The organism is Limosilactobacillus sp. WILCCON 0051 (assembly GCF_039955095.1).
In the GTDB taxonomy this organism is placed as follows: domain Bacteria; phylum Bacillota; class Bacilli; order Lactobacillales; family Lactobacillaceae; genus Limosilactobacillus; species Limosilactobacillus allomucosae.
This window is the reverse complement of the sequence record NZ_CP154878.1, coordinates 2114291-2133646: the sequence shown is the minus strand read 5'-3', so window position 1 is coordinate 2133646 and position 19356 is coordinate 2114291. Positions and strand designations below refer to the sequence as shown.

Genomic DNA, 19356 nt, shown 5'->3' with positions numbered 1-19356 from the left:
AGCGAGGTGGCAATATGGAGAAAGAAGAATCAATTCCAGCAATGATGCATGCCTGGGCGGTTGTCAAGCCGGGTCCGATTGATGGCGAACGATCACCGCTTCAGTTTGTCTTAAAGCCAGTGCCGAAGCCAAAGCGGGGCGAGGTTCTGGTTAAGGTGCTGGCCTGTGGCGTCTGTCATACTGATCTGCACGTCAGCGAAGGCGATCTGCCGGTTCATCAGCCCAACGTCACGCCTGGTCATGAAATCGTGGGGCAGGTTGTGGCGTTTGGCGAAGATACGCAGCGCTTTAAACTTGGTGAGCGCATCGGGATTCCCTGGTTTCGGCATGCCTGCGGGGTCTGCCGCTTCTGTCGCTCGGGCCGTGAAAATCTTTGCCCACATTCATGCTACACGGGCTGGGATCACGATGGCGGCTATGCAGAGTACGTTACGGTACCAGAAGGATTTGCCTATCGAATTCCTGCACGTTTCGATGATCTGACGGCGGCCCCGCTGCTCTGTGCCGGGATCATCGGCTATCGGGCCTATCTGCGTGCCAACGTTCCGGCAGGCGGTCGCTTGGGTTTGTACGGATTCGGCGGTTCAGCGCATATCACGGCGCAGATTGCGATTAAGCAGGGAATTGAGGTTCACGTCTTTACAAGGGGGAAAGACGCGCAGCAGTTTGCTCGTCAGCTGGGCTGTGCCTCCGCGCAGGGTGCCTATGATCAAGCGCCGGTACTGCTTGATTCGGCAATCATGTTTGCACCAGCCGGCCAGATGATTCCTAAGGCTTTGGAGAGTCTGGTGCCAGGGGGAACGCTGGCTTTAGCAGGTATTCATATGAGCGACATGCCGCAAATGGCCTACCAGGATCATCTCTTTCATGAAAAAGTGCTGACCAGCGTTGAGAGCAATACGCGGCGTGACGGTGAAGAGTTTTTGACGCTGGCTGATCGTCTGGATATTCATCCCAGAGTTGCCGAATATCCGCTGGCTAAAGCTGATGAAGCATTGCGGCGGGTTAAGCAGGGCGATATTGATGGTGCCTGCGTCTTAAGAGTCGGGACAAGCGAATAAATTAAAAAAATTTTAAATTCCAACAGGCGGTTAAAATGCCTTTAAAACGGGATTATATGTCAACCCATTGTCATTTTACCGGTAAAAATAATTGTTAAACGATTGACATTTTGCGAAAAGCAGGTATGATAAATAACAGTAAAAGCGCTTACAGATGTTTTTAACATTTATTTTATTTGGTTAGCAATGCAATTATTTATCTGGGGAGAGCAATTATGGATCATAAACGAGTCGCCCAAACCGTTGTCAAAGCGGTGGGCAAAGATAACATCGTGGCTGCTGCGCACTGTGCCACGCGGCTTCGTTTGGTGGTCAAGGATGATTCCAAGATCAATCAAAAAATGTTGGATAGCGACGCCGACATCAAAGGGACGTTTGAAACGAATGGTCAATACCAGATCATCATTGGCCCTGGTGATGTCAACAATGTCTACGATGAAATGGTTAAGATTACCGGCTTAAAGGAAATGTCAACCCAAGAGCTGAAGCAGGTTGCCGCCAAGAACCAAAAGACGAATCCGGTGATGGCGTTCATCAAGCTGCTGTCTGATATCTTCGTACCGTTGATTCCAGCCTTGGTTGCCGGCGGTCTTTTGATGGCTTTGGACAACGTGCTGGCTTCACCTGGTCTGTTTGGGCCAAAGTCAGTCATTCAGATGTACCCTTCGCTCAAGGGAATCGAATCAATGGTCAACGTAATGTCGGCAGCGCCATTTACGTTCCTGCCAATTCTGGTTGGGATCTCTGGTGCCAAGCGGTTTGGTGCCAACCCATTTTTGGGCGCGGTTGTCGGTATGATGATGACCTCGCCGCTGCTGCAGGCGGGCCACTTCTGGAACGTCTTTGGCCTGCACGTTTCAATGCAGCCTTACACGGGCCAGGTTATTCCGGCGCTGGCTGCAGTTTGGCTGCTGTCGATCTTTGAAAAATGGTTCCACAAGAAGCTGCCAAGTGCGGTTGACTTCACGTTTACGCCGCTGCTGTCGATTCTGTTGACCGGTTTTCTGACGTTTACCATTGTGGGTCCGGTTATGCGGGATCTTTCCGACTGGATCACGGCTGCGATTGTTTGGATCTACAACACGCTTGGCTGGGTCGGAACTGGTATCTTTGGTGCCTTCTACTCCCCAATCGTTTTGACGGGTCTGCACCAAAGCTTCCCAGCCATCGAAACGCAATTGATCTCGGCCTTTAAGTCGGGAACTGGCTATGGCGACTTCATCTTTGTCGTTGCTTCCATGGCTAACGTTGCGCAAGGGGCTGCGACGACAGCGGTTTACTTCCTGACCAAGAACAAGAAGATGAAGGGCCTTTCCAGCTCAGCCGCTGTTTCGGCACTGCTGGGGATTACTGAACCGGCAATCTTCGGGGTTAACCTGAAATTGAAGTTCCCATTCTTCTGTGCTTTGATTGGCTCGTGTGTTGCCAGTGCATTGGCTGGTATGTTCCACGTGATTGCCGTATCACTTGGTTCGGCTGGTTTCATTGGCTTCCTTTCGATCAATGCCAAGTCGATTCCGCTTTACATTCTTTGTGAGCTGATCAGCTTTGCCATTGCATTCTGTGTCACGTTCTTCTATGGCAAGGCCCACCGCAACCTGATTGATCCAGTTACTGAAGCTGAGGCTGACGCTGAAGCCAAGGCAGTTGAGGTTCAGGCTGAGGCAACGGCTGCTGAGCCTGCTGGTGCCGTTAAGAGTGAAGAAGTTCTGAGCCCAATTGACGGAAAGGTAGAAGATCTGTCCAAGGTTAAAGATGAGGTCTTCTCCCAAAAGATGATGGGTGATGGCGCGGCTGTCGTACCAAGCGATGGCACCATCTACTCACCAGTTGATGGTAAGATTACCGTTGCTTATGCTACTAAGCATGCATACGGCATTACGTCTGATGATGGGGCTGAAATTCTGATCCACGTTGGTTTGGATACGGTTAACCTGAAAGGCGAACACTTCACCAGCGCAGTTGAGCAAGGCCAAACGGTTAAGCGCGGCGACAAGCTGGGGACGGTTGATCTCAAGGCTGTTGAAGCGGCTGGCTACGATACTACGGTAATGATCGTCGTAACGAATACGGCCAGCTACGCCAAGGTTGAACACGTTGCAGAAGGCGCGATCAAGCATGGCGAAAAGCTGATTGAAGTTGCCAAATAACGAGTAAACATCTTTGCATTAATGCTAAAACCGCTCGATGACTGGGAATCGGGCGGTTTTTGATTTATTTGGCAACTGCAGCAATTGGAATCAGCATTGCAGCGGTCGAGAATGTCTGGGTCGGCATGATCCTGATCATGGCTAAGAATCTAAGCAAGGCGGATAATTCGGAGTCTTGTAGTCAGTCAAGCATCTGATCTTCATCAAGAAGCGATTATCTGTCAGTTGTAAAAGTCGTCATCAAACGATAGTGGCGGTGTTATGCAAAAAATTCTGCATAATTTTAGATAACCAAAGACGACTACCTACTATTGGTGAAAAAACGATGCATAGTAGGTAAAAATTAATGTATATCAAGTTAGGTGAGCCTAATATTACCTACTATTAACTAAAAATCCCTTAATCGTAGGTAATTCACAAAGTTGGTCTGACCCAATCAACCCTAGAATATGCATTGTTACCTACGATTTGAAGAAAAGCTGTCAAAAGTAGGTAAAGTTGGATTGGCCGAATATACAGCTGCCTACTATGGATGAAAAAACAAGGTAAAGTAGGTAAATTCAGTATTATCAGCGGTTAAAGATCCAATTCTTTCACAAGGTTGGTCGTCTGACAGTCGTAATGACCTAATAAGATGTCATTTTGAGCCTAACGATTAAATATCGGCGGTTTTAATTATGTTTAGCGGATGGTGGTTGACTACTGCTGCGTCATTGTACTTGAGCTTCTAGTTTGCAAAATGGTTTTGGCAAGCCAAATGCTGCTGAAATTATTGTTGAGGTTAATGGTGCTTGACTGCCGGAGTCATTTTTAGTTTCCAATTTCTGTAGAGCATATAGTATATCAATAGATGCCAAGCCGGCCAGCGGTTGTCTCAAAATTTTTCATTGCAGTAAAAACGTTGATCAATATCAGATCGTGTTAGTCCAAAATAATGATAGAATTAGGTATAAATTGATTTTCTATATTAGCAGGAGGAAAACATGACCTATCCACAATTGAACCTGGCAGATGCCAAGGGACCTAAAGCAACCATCAAGACCAACCATGGTGACGTAACCATTCAGCTGTTCCCAGATCAGGCGCCCAAGACGGTTGAAAACTTCATTACGCTGGCCAAGCAGGGCTACTATGATGGGGTAACGTTCCACCGGGTGATTCCCGAATTTATGATTCAAGGCGGTGATCCAACCGGGACTGGAGCTGGCGGGCAAAGCAGCTTTGGCGCACCATTTGAAGATGAATTCAGCCGTGAGCTTTTTAACTTCAATGGCGCGCTGTCAATGGCCAATGCCGGTCCTAATACCAACGGCAGTCAATTCTTTATTGTCAGTGCTACGCAGGTACCTGGCAATATGATTGGTCAAATGAAGCAGCTGGGCTGGCCAGCCGAAGTCATCGCCAATTACGAAAAGAATGGTGGCACGCCATGGCTTGATGGGCACCACACCGTCTTTGGCCAGGTCGTCAGCGGCATGGACGTGGTTGATGAGATCAGCCGGGTTGCTCGTGATGCTGCTGACAAGCCTAAAGAAGACGTTGTAATGACGACGGTTGAAATCACAGAAGAATAATATGAGTACGATACTGCTGATGGCTTGCTTGAGCTGATCAGCAGTATTTTTTATTGCTGCTGATTGACTTTTAAATGTAAATGTCTAATTAATCAATTAAACGAAAAATTTTTAGTTTTTTTTGAAATTAATTAAAGATTGTGCAAAAGTTTCAAAAAGATTAAAACAGCTTAGGAAAGGCATTTTAATGGGGGATTATAAGGAATTCTTATCAGCTCTATTTGTTTTGACTATATCTAATTATGCAGAGTAAAGTTGGAATCGTAAAAAAGCAACAACGCTTACATCACTTTGTTTATATCGCATGTTGAATTCAATTGGAGGTTTTAATATGCCAGAATTTCGTACTGAAGAAGATACTCTAGGTCCAGTTCAGATCCCTGCTGATGCTTTGTGGGGCCCTCAAACTGAACGGAGCCGTCACAACTTCCCAACTGGCCAATACATGCCAATCGCCATCATTCGTGCACTGCTGAACATTAAAAAGGCAGCTGCCCAAGCTAACATGGAAACCAACGCTATTTCAGAAGAAAAGGGCAGCCTGATCGTTAAAGCCGTTGACGAACTGCTGGCCTTAAGCGATGAGGATCTGCGCAAGGACTTCCCATTGAAGGTCTACCAAACCGGTTCTGGTACGCAGACCAACATGAACACTAATGAAGTCGTTGCTCACAAGGCCATGCAGATCAACCCTGACGTAGAGATTTTGCCTAACGATGACGTCAACAAGGGTCAAAGCTCAAACGACACGTTCCCAACGGCAATGAACGTCGTAGCCTTGGAAGCCTTGGATAAGCTGAAGCCAGCCGTACAGCACCTGATTGACGAACTGAAGATCAAGCAGGACAAGTACTGGGAAACGGTTAAGGTTGGCCGGACCCACCTGCAGGATGCCGTTCCATTGACTTTTGGCCAAGAAGTCTCTGGCTATGTGGCTGCGCTTGAACATGACTTGAAGTACATTGAACAGCTCGAACCAACGCTGGAAGAACTGGCAATTGGTGGTACGGCTGTTGGTACTGGTCTGAACGCCGCTGAAGGCATGCCTGAAAAGATCGCTGAAAAGCTCAGCCAGGCATATGGTCTGAAGCTGACTGCCAAGAGCAACAAGTTCTACGGCCTGTCGCACCATTCTGGTCTTAACGTGGTTCACGGTGCCTTGAAGACGCTGGCAGCTGACATGTTCAAGATTGCCCAAGACATCCGGTTCCTGGCTTCTGGTCCACGGGCTGGCTATGGCGAGCTGCACATTCCTGCCAACGAACCAGGATCTTCAATCATGCCCGGCAAGGTTAACCCAACTCAAGCTGAAGCCGTTACGATGGCTGCTCTGCGGGTCTTTGGCAATGACGTGGTCGTTTCAACTGCCTCTTCACAAGGTAACTTTGAAATGAACGTCTTCAAGCCGGTTATGATCGATGCTTTCTTGGAATCTGCCGACCTGCTGACGGGTACGACGATGGGCTTTGCCGACAAGATGATTCATGGCTTGACGGTTAACGAAAAGCGGATGAAGGAACTGCTGGACAACTCGCTGATGACCGTGACGGCACTTTCTCCACACATCGGCTACCATGACAGTGCCAAGATTGCTCAAGCCGCTGACAAGGCCGGCAGCACGCTGAAGGAAGCCGCTTTGAAGTCTGGCAAGGTTACTGAAGAACAATATGACGAATGGATGGATCCGCTGAAGATGACCAACGCTGATCGTCATGACTACGAAGACTAAATCAAAGGAGCTGCAAAATGGCACAATTTCAAACCACGCCAGTCAGTCAACTGGCAGACAGCTATGATGCGGTAATCGTTGGTTCTGGCGGTACCGGTCTGGCAGCCGCAATTCAAGCTCATGAACTGGGAATGAACGTAGCGGTACTGGAAAAAGAAGAGCAGCTTGGCGGCAATACCAACCGAGCATCTTCCGGGATGAACGCCGCCGAGACCAACGTTCAGCTCAAGCATGGCATTATTGACAACATCAATGACTTCTACCGTGAAACCTACAAAGACGGTGGCAAGCTCAATGATAAGGATATGCTGGGATTCTTCGTCGTTCACTCGCCACTGGCAATCGACTGGCTGGCTGATCATGGCATCAAGCTGGAAGACGTTACGATTACTGGCGGGATGTCTAAAAAGCGGACGCACCGCCCAGCCTCTATGGCGCCAATTGGTGGATTCCTGGTTAAGAGCCTGCTGGATGTGGCGGCTCAAGAAAAGATTCCGGTCTTCAACAAGGTCAAGGTCGAAAAACTGGTCAAAAACGATCAAGGCGCAGTTGCCGGCGTAGTTGCCAATGTTGATGGTCAAACCAAGCAGATCAATGCCAAGGCCGTCTTACTGGCAACTGGTGGCTTTGGTGCCTCCAAGGAATACATCAAGCGCTACCGTCCAGATCTGGCCGACTACAAGACGACCAATCAGCCAGGTGCAACCGGTGATGGCTTGAAGCTGGCTGAAGAGGTTGGCGCCCAACTGACGCAGATGAATTTCGTTCAGGTTCACCCAACCGTTCAACAAGACAATCCACATGTCTACCTGATTGGTGAAGCCGTTCGTGGTGAAGGCGCAATTCTGGTTAACTTCCAAGGCAAGCGTTTCGTCAACGAGCTGAACACGCGCAAGATCGTCTCAGAAACGATTACCGCCTTGCCAGAACACAGTGCCTACCTGATTTTTGACCAAGGCGTGCGTGATCATGCCAAGGCTATCGAGTTCTACGACAAGGTTGGGCTGGTCGTTCATGGCAACACGATTGAGGATCTGGCTAAGAACCTGAAGATGGATCCAGCTGTCTTGAAGAACACGGTTGAAACTTGGAACCAGGCTGTCAAAGCTGGCGACGATAAGGAATTTGGCCGGACGACAGGGATGGATCGCGATCTGTCCAAGCCAGGCTACTTTGCCATTCATATCGCACCTGCCATCCACTACACGATGGGTGGAATTCACATCAATACCAAGACACAGGTACTTGATGGCAATGGCGACGTTATTCCTGGCCTGTATGCAGCAGGTGAGGTTTCTGGCGGCCTGCACGGCAACAACCGGGTCGGTGGCAACTCAATCGCTGAAACGATCATCTTTGGTCGTCAAGCTGGTCAACAAGTAACGGTTTATGCTCGCGAACATTAATTTTCTGCTTTGAGTAGGGTACGCGGGTCTGAATAGATTAATATACGACAGGGTTGGTGGGACGTTACCCTGTCGTATTCTTAGCCATTATTTTGTTGAAATTATCACAAGAAGCGTGTACAATACTAAACTTTGTTGGAAAATTTTGAAAATAGTGCTGCAAGTGCTGTTTCAGTCGAGTAGAGAGGAAAATCAGATATGTCAAAAGTTATGCTGGTTGGCGATGGTGCAGTTGGTTCTGCTTTTGCCAACGATTTACTGCAACACGTTAGTTTAGATGAATTGATCATTGTTGATCGTAAGACGCAAAAAGCGGCTGGCGATGCAATGGATCTGGAAGACCTGGCCATGTTTGATGGGACGACGGTGGTTCGCGCTGGTAAGTATGAAGACGCAGCCGATACCGACGTTGTAGTCATCACAGCGGGGATTCCGCGCAAGCCTGGCGAGAGTCGTTTAGATCTGGTCAACAAAAACGTTGGCATTTTAAAGACGATCATCGATCCAATCGTTAACAGCGGCTTTAAGGGAATCTTTGTCGTTGCTTCCAACCCAGTTGATATTTTGACGACGCTGACGCAGCGGATTTCTGGTTTTCCAAAGAACCGGGTCATTGGTACGGGAACCTCGCTTGATACGGCCAGACTGCGAGTTGCGCTTGCCAAACGCTGTCATGTGCCGGTACGCGAAATCAGCGTTGACGTTTTAGGCGAGCATGGTGATACGTCATTTGCCAACTTTGATGAAGCAACGATTGCCGGCAAGCCCTTAAAAGAGTTTGCGGATGTCAGCGATGAAGAGCTTGAAGAGATGCAGTCTGGGGTCAAGAAAAAAGGTGGCGCGATTATTCGTTCCAAAGGCGCTACCTACTATGGCGTTGCCCGCTGTCTGTCTTTGATCTGTGAGGCCATCATCTTCAATCGTTCAATCGTTTTGCCATTGTCGGCACCTTTGAATGGTCAGTATGGCATCAATGATCTGTACTTAGGGACGCCGGCCTCCGTTAATCGGACTGGAATTCGTTATGTTATTGAAACGCCGCTTTCTGAACGCGAGATAGCGGCAATGCAGCACTCCGCCGCCAAGATGAAAGAAGTTTTGGATGGCGTTGAGCTTTAGATTAGGATTTTGAGACAACCTTTTTTGGAGGAAATATCACAATGGGTTTAGCAAAAGTTAAGTATAAGGGCTTTATTGCCCCATTAATTATCGGGCTGCTGATCTGGTTTACGGCTCCGGTTCGGCCAGCTGGCGTTTCAGTTGCTGCCTGGCATATGATGGCGATCTTTATTGCAACGATTGCTGCCTGCATTACGCAGCCGCTGCCAATTGCTGCAGTAACGCTGATCGGCTTTACTGTCATGGTACTGACCAAGCTGGTACCAATGGACGATGCATTGACGGCCTTCAGCAATTCTTCTTCTTGGCTGATTGCCATGGCCTTTATGTTGGCACGGGGGATCATCAAGACTGGTCTGGGTCACCGGATTGCCCTGTATCTGATCAAGGCCTTTGGTAAAAAGACGCTTGGTCTGGCCTATGCCGTTGGGGGAATCGATCTGATCACGGCGCCAGCTACGCCTTCCAACACGGCCCGTGCCGGGGGGATCGTTTACCCACTGGTTGAATCCCTGGCCAAGACGTTTGGTTCCGAACCAAATGACGATTCACGCAAAAAAATCGGGGCGTTTCTGACGTTCTCTGAATTTAACAGCAACATCATCACCTCGGCTATGTTTATGACGGCCCTGGCACCTAACCTGGTTATCGTTGCCCTGGCTAAGACGATGAAGATTCACATTACCTGGCTGGGCTGGTTTACGGCCAGTGTCGTACCTTGTCTGCTGCTGTTTATCCTGGTGCCATTCGTTATCTACAAGATGTATCCGCCTGAGATCAAAGAAACGCCAAATGCTCGTGAATGGGCTGACAAGAGCCTGCGCGAAATGGGACCAATGAAGGTTTCTGAAAAGATCATGGCTGGCGTCTTCATCTTAACGATCGTTTTGTGGATGATGTCCAACACATTGGGCATTGAAGCTTCATTCGTTGCTTTCTTGGCAATCTCACTGCTGCTGATCTTTGGGGTTTTGACTACTAAGGATCTGCTGAGTGAAACAGGTGCCTGGAACGTTTTGATCTGGCTTTCGATTCTGGTCTTCATGGCAGGCGAGCTTTCTGAAATGGGTCTGATCAAGTGGCTGTCCAAGTCAATTGCCAGCGGTCTGCATGGTATGAACTGGGTTGCAGTTCTGGCAATTCTGATGATCATCTACTTCTACGCTCACTACCTGTTTGCCAGTGCCACGGCGCACGTTACGGCTTTGTACGCTCCGTTTGTCGGAGTTGCCGTTTCGGCGGGGGCACCAGTTATGCTGGCGGCAATGATGCTGGCATTCTGTTCTTCAATCATGGCTTCGACTACTCACTATGCCAACGGTCCCGCTTCCATTTTGGCAAGCTCCGGTTATGTTAAGCAGGGTGAATGGTGGCGCATGAGCTTTGTCTTGGGTCTGCTTTATCTGGTAGTCTTCTTGACGGTAGCACCTCTTTGGATGAAAGTTATCGGCATGTGGTAGACATGCAAAAAAGCGATCCAGTTTGGGTCGCTTTTTTTGCATCGAAAGGAAAGATTATGAAATTTATTACATCAGATCACATACGCCTGGATTATGATGATGAAGGAACTGGCTATCCGGTTATATTGGTCAGTGGATTAGGAATGTGCAAGGAAATCTGGCGGCCAACCAAGGAATTTCTGCTGCAAAGCGGCTATCGGGTAGTTACTTTTGATGCGCGCAATCAAGGAGCCTCTGAACATACCTTTAAGGGTGCGCGCATTTCACGGCATGCAATCGACGTTTATGAATTGCTGAAGAGTCTGTCGATTGAGCATTGTCTGGCAGTGGGACATTCAATGGGGGCTTCGACGATGTTTGGCTATGTTTCGTTATTTGGCCGTGGTCAGTTGGATGGCCTGATTGATATCGATCAAAGTCCTAAGATGATTAATGACGAGACGTGGCATTATGGCTTTAAGGATCTGACCTGGGATGAATTCCCGGCAGCGCTGAAAATGCCGCTTGGCCGCGCTACTGCCGTCAAGATTGACGAGGCTACGGTTGATGCCGTTCGTCAGGCCAATACCCTGCATCCGTATGACCAAAGCGCCAATTTTAATTTTGCGATTGACCATGCCTTCCAAGACTGGCGCGATATCATTGCGTTGATGCCGGTACCGTTTTTGGCGGTTGCTGGTGAAAAGTCGCCATACTTTAATCCCGATTTTCTGCAGGCAATTCAGATCCTAAATGAAAAAGCGCAGACACAGGTCGTTGCCAATGCCGGTCATGCCGTGATGGCAGAACAGCCAGCTGCCTTCAACCAGATTTTAGATCGTTTTGCGATGGGCGTGCAGTCATAAAAAAACGCCGCCTACAGCAGACGACGCATAAAAATCAGTTATTGTCCAATTCCAGCAGGACTCGGTTGGCTACGGCCTCATTGGTAATAATGTCGGTTAAGAGACTGCCGCGTAAGGCTCCCAGCATGGCGCGGGCCTTAAACTTGCTTTTAACGACGCCAATGCGGCAAGGTACCTCTAAAAGCGCGGCTACGGAGGCACCAAATAGTTTGTCGCTCTTTGGCGTCAGAATCTGACCATCAATGCTGTAGGGACGACCGTAAAGCATACCGACGATTTCTTGACGATCAACGTTTTCGAAAATTTCGTTAAGACTTTGATGCCAGACCCGAATGCTGTTGACTGAGTCAATCGTGCCAATACCGGTAAAAAGCATGTCCATCTTACCGCACTGTTCAAAGACGTTAGCCATGGCTGGTTCGTTTTTAAGCTGTTCTCTGACGGTGTCGTTGAGAACATAAAGCGGAGCCGGAATGGTCAGGTAACTGGATCCATACTTGGCGGCGGCGCGCTGAACCAATGGCGTTGCACCGATTGCCGAGCTGTATTTGAGATTGTCGCCCATAAACTGGGTAAAGACCAGGTCATCACGGACGTCGGTTTGGAAACGATTGATGATGTTCATCAGCGTTCCGCCCCAGCTGACGCCAACGATTTCGCTGCCTTTAATATGACGCTGAATCTCCGCCGCGGCAAAGTCGATGATGTTTTCGATATCAGCGTTGGTCGTAGCTGCGTCTTTGATGATCATCGTATTGGTATGCGGAAAGAGCTCCGCAAAACGAGTCTCTAATTCAGTGTTGCGATCGATTGGTGAATTGATGGTGATTCTAACGATGCCAGCCGCGCGTGCCTCATTTAAAGCCTTGGTAATCAGATAACGGCTTAATTGGTATTTTTCCGACAGCTGGGTGATGGTCAGCTGGCCAAGATAATAGTCGCGGGCAATATCGGCCAGCTGTCCTTGCTGTGTGATGTCGTTCATATTAATGTTCCTTCTTTCTAAAGACGATTCTGAATCTCTTTTTTAATAATATCAAACTTTTTTAATTTTGAAAAAATATTATAACTATTTGAAATATTTAAAAAGGGAGAGTAAAATTATTGATGAGAGATTTGAAATAAAATATAGATGAGTTTGAGAATTTGATAACTTGAAGGGATGATTAGATGACTTCAGAAGAAGATGCTATTCTTCGTCTGCATCAAGCCCATACTGGGATGTTGGACATTAAATCTGATTTTGACATTGAGGACCGAGCAGACCTGCAAAAGGCCTATACGCCAGGGGTAGCGGTCTTATCAAGAATGATTGCTAAAAAGCCGGAACTCAAGGACAAGTTTACGGTCAGCGGCAAACTGGTTGCCTTGATTACTGACGGGACTGCCGTACTGGGACTTGGCAACGTCGGCCCGGCTGCCGGCCTGCCGGTTATTGAAGGGAAAGCCTTGCTGTACAAGGATCTGGCCAATATCAACGCCATTCCGCTGGCAGTTGATCAGGTCAGCCCAAAAGAAATCATCAAGACGATCAAAAACATTTCATTATCATTTGCTGGTATTCATCTTGAAGACATTGCCGCGCCACGCTGCTTTGAAATCGAGAATGCCTTGAGCGAAGAACTGGACATTCCAGTCTATCATGACGATCAAGAAGGCAGTGCCATTGTGGTTTTAGCTGGTTTGATCAATGCTGCCAAGGTCGTTGGCAAAAAGCTGACGGATCTGCGCGTCGTAATCAATGGCGTTGGCGCTTCTGGACTGGCAACGGCGCGCCTGCTGTATGCGGCCGGCATCAAGCACTTAACGTTGGTTGACGTTCACGGCGTCATTACCAGTGAGGATTACCGCGCCAATGATTATCAGCGTGTGTTCGCCGCTAAGCTGGGAACGCCGCAAAGTATGGAAAATCAAAATATTCATGATGCCATCAAGGGACAGGATGTTTTTATCGGACTTTCAACCGGTAATGTCATCAATCGTCATGACGTCAAGCAGATGAATGAGCAGCCAATCATCTTTGCTCTGGCAAATCCGCATCAGGAAATCGCACCTGAAAAAGCTAAGGAAGCCGGGGCAGCCGTAATTGCTACTGGATCCAGCCAATACCCTAACCAGGTCAATAACATTCTGGCTTTTCCAGGACTGTTCAAAGGCTTATTGGCCAGCGGCTTGAAAAAAGTTGACATGGATCTGCAAAAAGCGGTTGCTCAAGCACTGGCCAGCGTGGTTACGGAACCGACTGCTGAAAATATCGTGCCCAGCGTCTTTGATGAGCGCGTCGTCCCAACCGTAGCAAAAGCGGTTGTTGATTATGCCAGTCAATCAAAATAAAAAGGAGTCGTCCTATGGAAAATCGCATCGTTGATCTGCATCTGAGTGATCGAGCTACTCGGCAGAAATGGCAGCAGTTTTTGGAATCGTTGGGGATTCACAACTTTTCGGATGCTGAGGTCGACAAGATCGATTTTACTCTGGGACTGCTTGATGAACAAGGCCAGCTGGTTGGTACGGGATCAGCTGCCGGCAATGTCTTGAAATACATTGGCGTCTGCAACAAAGAAGCCGTGCCGGGAGCCAGATTCAATGCTATTGTCAGTGCCTTGACGAATCGACTCTTTCAAGAACATCGCTTTCATTTATTTGTCTTTACCAAGGCCAGATATTCTGCAAGCTTTCAGCACCTCGGCTTTAAGGAACTGGCTCATTCGGATGTCGCCGCCTTTTTGGAAACCGGCGATCCAAACGTTGATGACTATTTAGCCGCTGTTCCGCGCGTAGACGGACAAGCGACTAAAAAAGTAGCTGGCATCGTTATGAATGCCAACCCCTTTACCAATGGTCATCGCTACTTGGTTGAGCAGGCAGCTGAAGAAAACGATCTGGTCTATGTCTTTGTAGTCAATACGGATCTGTCGCTGTTTAGAACCAGTGAACGATTCGAACTGGTAAAAACGGGGACGGCTGATCTAAAAAACGTCATTGTCGTTGATGGTGGCGATTATATGGTCAGTTATGCCACTTTCCCCGCCTACTTTTTGGAGTCAGCCGACCAGACGATTCGCTACCAGACAACCTTAGATGCCCGCGTCTTTCGCGATACGATCGCACCGGCACTCAATATAAAGACGCGTTATGTTGGCAGCGAGCCGTTATCACGGACGACTGGAATCTATAATCAGGTTTTGCAGCAGGAACTGCCGCCTAAAGTTGCGTTAAAGATTATTGATCGCAAGACGGCAACTAATGGAAATTATATTACCGCGACCGAGGTACGCAAATGCATCAAGGATGACAATCTCGATGCCATCGTGGGGCTCGTCCCAGCAACGACGCAGAAGTTCGTTGAAGACCATGTTGCGATACTTCAAGAGCGGATCAAGGAAGGAATGAACATCAATGGAAATTAAGGAAACCGCAGTAGCTGGTACCTTGGAATCATCTGATATTCAAATCATGCTGTCCAAGGGTACGGATGGCATTGCAATTGATTTGGAATCAGACGTTGCCAAGCAGTTTGGCACCCAGATCAAGAAGGTCATCACTGAAACGCTGACGGCAATGGGAATTCAAAACGCTAAGGTTAAGGCCGTTGACAAGGGCGCCTTGGATTGTGTAATCAAGGCCCGCACGATTGCCGCTGCGCAACGTGCTGCCAAGACGACTGATGAACCTGCATGGGAGGTATTGTAAGCATGGCTGAAATTAAAGAACGCTTGCGTCGGACGATGATGTTCGTACCCGGCAACAACCCAGCAATGGTTAAGGATGCTGGTATCTATGGTGCCGACTCCATCATGTTCGACTTGGAAGATGCCGTTTCAATGGCTGAAAAAGATGCTGCTCGTGACCTGGTTTACGAAGCTTTACAAACGCAGGACTATGGCGACGCGGAACTGGTTGTCCGGGTCAATGGTCAAGACACGCCATACTATGCTAATGACGTTCGGGCCATGGTTAAGGCTGGGATCGACGTTGTCCGGCTGCCAAAAGCTGAAGATGCCGAAATGGTCAAGAAGCTGGATGCCGACATCACGGCTGCCGAAAAAGAATTTGGCCGTGAAGAAGGCTCAACGATGCTGATGGCTGCCATTGAAAGCGCCAAGGGGGTTATCAATGCCTACCAAATCGCGTCTGCATCTGATCGGATGATGGGGATTGCGCTGTCTGCCGAAGACTACACGACTGACATGAAGACGCACCGCTACCCAGATGGTGCCGAACTTGAATTTGCCCGCAACATGGTTCTGCATGCTGCTCGTGCGGCTGGTGTAGCTGCCTTTGACACGGTCTTCACCAACATGAACGACACGGAAGGCTTCTACCGCGAAACTGAATACATTCACCAGCTTGGCTTTGACGGCAAGTCACTGGTCAACCCACGTCAAATTCCAATGGTTAACAAGGTTTACGAACCAACCAAGAAGGAAATCGAAAACGCCAAGAACGTTGAAAATGCCATCAAGGAAGCCAAGCTCAAGGGTTCTGGCGTTATTTCCATGAACGGTCAAATGGTCGACCGTCCAGTTGTGCTGCGTGCTGAACGGGTTATGCGCCTGGCAAAGGCATCCAACCTGATTGACGAGGAGGGAAACTACATTGAAAAATAATGTAAATCGCGAACTGCCAGAAGATCTGATGAAGCAGCTCGACTACAAGCCATTTGAAACTACCGAAATCGGCCATCCCGAGGTTCAACGGGTTGCGCCTAAGGTTACTGTAACGACTGGTGACGACAAGGTTGTTGAATCACTGGAAGATGTTGTTAAAAAGACCGTTAAAGACGGCATGACGATTTCTTTCCACCACCACTTCCGTAACGGTGACTTTGTCTTCAATCAAGTAATGGACATTATCTTGAAGCTGGGAATCAAGGACCTGACCCTGGCACCATCCTCGCTGACTGGTGTCATGAACGACAAGGTGATTGAAGCCATCAAGGCAGGTACGATTACCAACATTACCAGTTCAGGAATGCGTGGTTCTTTGGGCGACTTTGTATCTCATGGCGGCTTAAAGAACCCAGTTATCTTCCGTTCACACGGTAACCGGGCGCGTTCAATCGAAAACGGCAACATCAAGATCGACGTTGCTTTCCTGGGGGTACCAAACTCAGATGCGCTGGGTAACGCTAATGGTATGAATGGGGATGCCGTCTTCGGATCATTGGGCTATGCTCTGATGGATGCTCAATACGCTGACAAGGTCGTCTTGCTGACTGACAACATTGTCGACTACCCTAACACGCCAGCTTCAATCAAGCAGACACAGGTTGACTACGTTGTTAAGGTTGATAAGGTGGGTGACCCTGACAAGATCGGTTCTGGTGCTACTCGTTTCACTAAGGACCCTAAGGAATTGAAGATTGCCTCAATGGTAAACGACGTTATCGTCAACTCACCATACTTCAAGGATGGCTTCTCCTTCCAAACTGGTTCTGGTGGTGCAGCCCTGGCCGTTACGCGGTTCCTGCGTCAATCCATGATCGATGCCGGCATCACGGCTTCATTTGCTCTGGGTGGGATTACCTCGCCAACGGTTAAGCTGCTTGAAGAAGGCCTGGTCAAGAAGGTCATGGACGTTCAAGACTTTGACAAGGGCGCGGCTGCTTCCATGAAGAACAACCAAAACCAACAAGAAATCGATGCTTCTTGGTATGCTGATCCTGACAACAAGGGGGCCATGGTTGACCAGCTTGATGTTGCTATTTTATCGGCTCTGGAAATCGACACCAACTTCAACGTTAACGTTATGACGGGCTCTGATGGCGTGATTCGTGGGGCGATTGGTGGTCACCAAGATGCCGCTACCTCTAAGCTGACGATTATCTCGGCTCCATTGGTTCGTGGTCGGATTGCTACGGTTGTTCCAGATGTAACGACGGTAGTTACGCCAGGCGAATCCGTTGACGTACTGGTTACTGAATACGGGATTGCCATCAACCCTCGTCGCAAGGACCTGCAAGATGCCTTGAGCAATGTTCCTGGTCTGCCGGTCTACGATATTCATGATCTGCAAAAGCTGGCTGAATCCAAGGTTGGCAAGCCAGAACCACTGCAGTTTACTGATCGGACGGTGGCACTGGTTGAATACCGTGATGGAACGATTATTGACACGATCAAGCAGGTTAAGGACTAATTAGTCTAAACTGATTAAAATTTTAAAAACCGCGGCTGGCATTTAAAATCAGTCGCGGTTTTTTACCAAAATTGAGGATATGATTTATGGAACAGACAAGCGCTAAGCTGGTTAATGATGCGATTCGAGCAATGATTTATGAAGTCTCCGTCAACCCCAAGCCTGGATTGGTGGATCCGGTGTCTTCTGGACCGCACCCTGATATGGATGTATTCTTATTTATTGACAGCGCCCTTAGTTTGCATCATTATTTTGAACAAAGCGTTGATTTGGGAATGAATTTTACAGCAACCGATCTGACGCTTATGTTTAAAAAACTGCGAACTTTTGGGATTGAAGCCGAAAAGACGATGTTTAAGGCAACCAATGGCGTTAATACGCATAAAGGCGCGGTTTTTTCGCTCGGTGTCCTGACGTGTGCTGAAGCTTACCGCATCAAGCATCCCCAGTTGGATCTGACCACGATCGTTAAACGGATGCTCAAAGGATTGACAGCCAGTGATTACGATATTGAAAAGCTGCATGCCAAGCCCATTGAGCAGCTGACGGCCGGTGAAAAAGAATTTCTGCGCTATGGCATCAAAGGCATTCGTGGTGAGGCTGAGGCTGGCTATCCAACTGTTATGCAGATTGGCGTGCCAGCACTGAAAAAAAGCCGGGGAACGACGATGCAGCGCTTGTTGGATACGTTTATGCATATCGTCGCGCAGACTGAAGACACCAATCTGATCAAGCGGGCTGGCCGCCATGACGTTGTTAAAGAGGCTCATCAACAGGCAAAAAGATATTTAGAGCTGGGCGGCACGCAGACGCAGGCCGGCCGCGACTATCTGGCACGGCTCAATCAAGAATATCTGCTCAACAACTATAGTCTGGGCGGTTCGGCCGATCTGCTGATATTAACGATTTTTATTGGTCTGCGTCAAGGAATCTTACGGCCAGAAGCCATGCAATCTGAAGGGATGATTTGATGAATACGCGGGATCTGCAGTATTTTCAAGCATTGGTCAAGTATAAAAACTACACGCGCGTCGCCAAGGAATTCGGCGTCTCGCAGCCAACCGTTACTCAGGCGATCAAACGATTGGAAAAAGAATTTGATGCCCAATTAGTCTATACAGATCGTGCTCACCGACAAAACATGATCACGCGCAGCGGTCAGCTCTTGGCGGCCAGTGCCAAGACCATCAACGAACAGATTTCGCTGGCCCATCATTCGATTGATCTGGTTCAAGAACGGCAGATTCGCTTTGGCCTGCCGCCGATTATCGGCAAGCTTTTGGTAGCCAAGATTGCCAAGAAAGTGCCAGGATCTATCATGCGGCGCGTTCGGATCTGTGAGGCCGGCTCCCAGGAACTGCTGTCCAAGCTGCTTAAAGGCGAAATTGACGTTGCCATGCTGGGATCAGTGGCACCGCTGGATGAAGAAAAGGTCTATGTACAGCTCCTAACCAAACGTCCATACAGCATTATGGTCAGTGCCAAGAGTCCCCTGGCGCAGCGAAAAAAGATCAGTTTTAAGGAACTGGCCAATCAGCATTTCATTACTTATGACAAACAGTACGTTCATGTGGCCGCAATGCGTTCCTACTTTGCCTATGCGCATATCAAGCCAACCGTAGCCGTCTATAAGGTACCTGATATTTCATGGGTTAAGGAATTGGTCAGAGAAAACGTTGGGATTGCCTTAATGGTCCGGGATGCCGCTAAAAACGAGACAGGCATCGTACCATTGGAGATTGACGATCCACTGCCAGAATGGTTCTATATCTCACTGGCAATTCGCAATGGCTACGTCCTTAGTGATGAAGAGCAGCACTTCGTAAAACTGTTGGGCCAAGTAGCTAAAGAAGACGAATAGTAAAGCTGAATGA

The 19356-nt window shown here is 48.5% G+C and carries 16 protein-coding genes; 15 read left to right on the top strand and 1 reads right to left on the bottom strand.

Features of this window, described 5'->3' with window-relative positions; genetic code table 11:
- Nucleotides 1-14: 14 nt before the first annotated feature.
- The 8 genes from ABC765_RS10000 to ABC765_RS09965 all read left to right on the top strand — a co-directional run bounded on the left by ABC765_RS10000 (nt 15) and on the right by ABC765_RS09965 (nt 11344).
- Nucleotides 15-1061, top strand: a complete 1047-nt coding sequence (locus ABC765_RS10000) for a zinc-dependent alcohol dehydrogenase family protein (protein ID WP_347980359.1) — start codon at nt 15-17, stop codon at nt 1059-1061.
- A 215-nt stretch (nt 1062-1276) separates the two neighbouring features.
- The gene (locus ABC765_RS09995; protein ID WP_347953792.1) at nt 1277-3211 is read left to right on the top strand and encodes a sucrose-specific PTS transporter subunit IIBC; all 1935 of its coding nucleotides are present in this window, start codon (nt 1277-1279) and stop codon (nt 3209-3211) included.
- Between the two features lie 983 nt (nt 3212-4194).
- Nucleotides 4195-4785, top strand: coding sequence for a peptidylprolyl isomerase (locus ABC765_RS09990; protein ID WP_034540716.1), 591 nt, complete (start codon nt 4195-4197; stop codon nt 4783-4785).
- 331 nt (nt 4786-5116) lie between these two features.
- On the top strand, nt 5117-6514 hold the full coding sequence (locus ABC765_RS09985; RefSeq protein ID WP_056967594.1) for a class II fumarate hydratase: 1398 nt from the start codon (nt 5117-5119) through the stop codon (nt 6512-6514).
- A 17-nt stretch (nt 6515-6531) separates the two neighbouring features.
- Entirely contained in the window at nt 6532-7920 is a 1389-nt protein-coding gene (locus ABC765_RS09980) for a flavocytochrome c (protein ID WP_347964049.1), read from the top strand.
- Nucleotides 7921-8118: 198 nt separating this feature from the next.
- Nucleotides 8119-9039 (top strand): L-lactate dehydrogenase, encoded by a 921-nt coding sequence (locus ABC765_RS09975; protein ID WP_347964048.1) that lies wholly within the window; start codon nt 8119-8121, stop codon nt 9037-9039.
- A gap of 41 nt (nt 9040-9080) precedes the next feature.
- Nucleotides 9081-10499, top strand: coding sequence for a DASS family sodium-coupled anion symporter (locus ABC765_RS09970; RefSeq protein WP_006500685.1), 1419 nt, complete (start codon nt 9081-9083; stop codon nt 10497-10499).
- 56 nt (nt 10500-10555) lie between these two features.
- Nucleotides 10556-11344 (top strand): alpha/beta hydrolase, encoded by a 789-nt coding sequence (locus ABC765_RS09965; protein ID WP_347980358.1) that lies wholly within the window; start codon nt 10556-10558, stop codon nt 11342-11344.
- A 34-nt stretch (nt 11345-11378) separates the two neighbouring features.
- Here the strand turns inward: ABC765_RS09965 and ABC765_RS09960 are convergent, their stop codons facing one another.
- On the bottom strand, nt 11379-12329 hold the full coding sequence (locus ABC765_RS09960; protein ID WP_347980357.1) for a sugar-binding domain-containing protein: 951 nt from the start codon (nt 12327-12329) through the stop codon (nt 11379-11381).
- A gap of 185 nt (nt 12330-12514) precedes the next feature.
- On the opposite strand from ABC765_RS09960, the gene ABC765_RS09955 reads away from it, so the two are divergent.
- The 7 genes from ABC765_RS09955 (at nt 12515) to ABC765_RS09925 (ending at nt 19343) form a co-directional block, all read left to right on the top strand.
- Nucleotides 12515-13678 carry an NADP-dependent malic enzyme gene (locus ABC765_RS09955; RefSeq protein ID WP_347980356.1) on the top strand — a complete coding sequence of 388 codons (1164 nt, stop codon included), beginning with the start codon at nt 12515-12517 and terminating at the stop codon, nt 13676-13678.
- A gap of 14 nt (nt 13679-13692) precedes the next feature.
- Complete coding sequence (gene citC / locus ABC765_RS09950; protein ID WP_347980355.1) at nt 13693-14754, top strand: [citrate (pro-3S)-lyase] ligase; 1062 nt, start codon at nt 13693-13695, stop codon at nt 14752-14754.
- Nucleotides 14744-15037, top strand: coding sequence for a citrate lyase acyl carrier protein (gene citD / locus ABC765_RS09945; protein ID WP_006500680.1), 294 nt, complete (start codon nt 14744-14746; stop codon nt 15035-15037). Before citC ends, citD begins: the two co-directional genes overlap by 11 nt.
- Before the next feature lie 2 nt (nt 15038-15039).
- Nucleotides 15040-15954, top strand: coding sequence for a citrate (pro-3S)-lyase subunit beta (citE, locus tag ABC765_RS09940; RefSeq protein ID WP_006500679.1), 915 nt, complete (start codon nt 15040-15042; stop codon nt 15952-15954).
- Nucleotides 15944-17482: a citrate lyase subunit alpha gene (gene citF / locus ABC765_RS09935; protein WP_006500678.1), complete on the top strand. Its 1539-nt coding sequence runs from the start codon at nt 15944-15946 to the stop codon at nt 17480-17482. Before citE ends, citF begins: the two co-directional genes overlap by 11 nt.
- Nucleotides 17483-17568: 86 nt before the next feature.
- Nucleotides 17569-18453, top strand: a complete 885-nt coding sequence (locus ABC765_RS09930; protein WP_347953784.1) for a triphosphoribosyl-dephospho-CoA synthase — start codon at nt 17569-17571, stop codon at nt 18451-18453.
- Nucleotides 18453-19343, top strand: coding sequence for a LysR family transcriptional regulator (locus ABC765_RS09925; protein WP_347964043.1), 891 nt, complete (start codon nt 18453-18455; stop codon nt 19341-19343). The genes ABC765_RS09930 and ABC765_RS09925 overlap by 1 nt, the downstream gene beginning before the upstream one ends.
- The last annotated feature ends 13 nt before the right edge of the window (nt 19344-19356 follow it).

What these genes read in the sequence shown, in the direction of transcription:
- ABC765_RS10000 (WP_347980359.1), top strand. Translation starts at nt 15, where the DNA reads ATGGAGAAAGAAGAATCAATTCCAGCAATGATGCATGCCTGGGCGGTT.
- ABC765_RS09995 (WP_347953792.1), top strand. Translation starts at nt 1,277, where the DNA reads ATGGATCATAAACGAGTCGCCCAAACCGTTGTCAAAGCGGTGGGCAAA.
- ABC765_RS09990 (WP_034540716.1), top strand. Translation starts at nt 4,195, where the DNA reads ATGACCTATCCACAATTGAACCTGGCAGATGCCAAGGGACCTAAAGCA.
- ABC765_RS09985 (WP_056967594.1), top strand. Translation starts at nt 5,117, where the DNA reads ATGCCAGAATTTCGTACTGAAGAAGATACTCTAGGTCCAGTTCAGATC.
- ABC765_RS09980 (WP_347964049.1), top strand. Translation starts at nt 6,532, where the DNA reads ATGGCACAATTTCAAACCACGCCAGTCAGTCAACTGGCAGACAGCTAT.
- ABC765_RS09975 (WP_347964048.1), top strand. Translation starts at nt 8,119, where the DNA reads ATGTCAAAAGTTATGCTGGTTGGCGATGGTGCAGTTGGTTCTGCTTTT.
- ABC765_RS09970 (WP_006500685.1), top strand. Translation starts at nt 9,081, where the DNA reads ATGGGTTTAGCAAAAGTTAAGTATAAGGGCTTTATTGCCCCATTAATT.
- ABC765_RS09965 (WP_347980358.1), top strand. Translation starts at nt 10,556, where the DNA reads ATGAAATTTATTACATCAGATCACATACGCCTGGATTATGATGATGAA.
- ABC765_RS09960 (WP_347980357.1), bottom strand. Translation starts at nt 12,329, where the DNA reads ATGAACGACATCACACAGCAAGGACAGCTGGCCGATATTGCCCGCGAC.
- ABC765_RS09955 (WP_347980356.1), top strand. Translation starts at nt 12,515, where the DNA reads ATGACTTCAGAAGAAGATGCTATTCTTCGTCTGCATCAAGCCCATACT.
- citC (WP_347980355.1), top strand. Translation starts at nt 13,693, where the DNA reads ATGGAAAATCGCATCGTTGATCTGCATCTGAGTGATCGAGCTACTCGG.
- citD (WP_006500680.1), top strand. Translation starts at nt 14,744, where the DNA reads ATGGAAATTAAGGAAACCGCAGTAGCTGGTACCTTGGAATCATCTGAT.
- citE (WP_006500679.1), top strand. Translation starts at nt 15,040, where the DNA reads ATGGCTGAAATTAAAGAACGCTTGCGTCGGACGATGATGTTCGTACCC.
- ABC765_RS09930 (WP_347953784.1), top strand. Translation starts at nt 17,569, where the DNA reads ATGGAACAGACAAGCGCTAAGCTGGTTAATGATGCGATTCGAGCAATG.
- ABC765_RS09925 (WP_347964043.1), top strand. Translation starts at nt 18,453, where the DNA reads ATGAATACGCGGGATCTGCAGTATTTTCAAGCATTGGTCAAGTATAAA.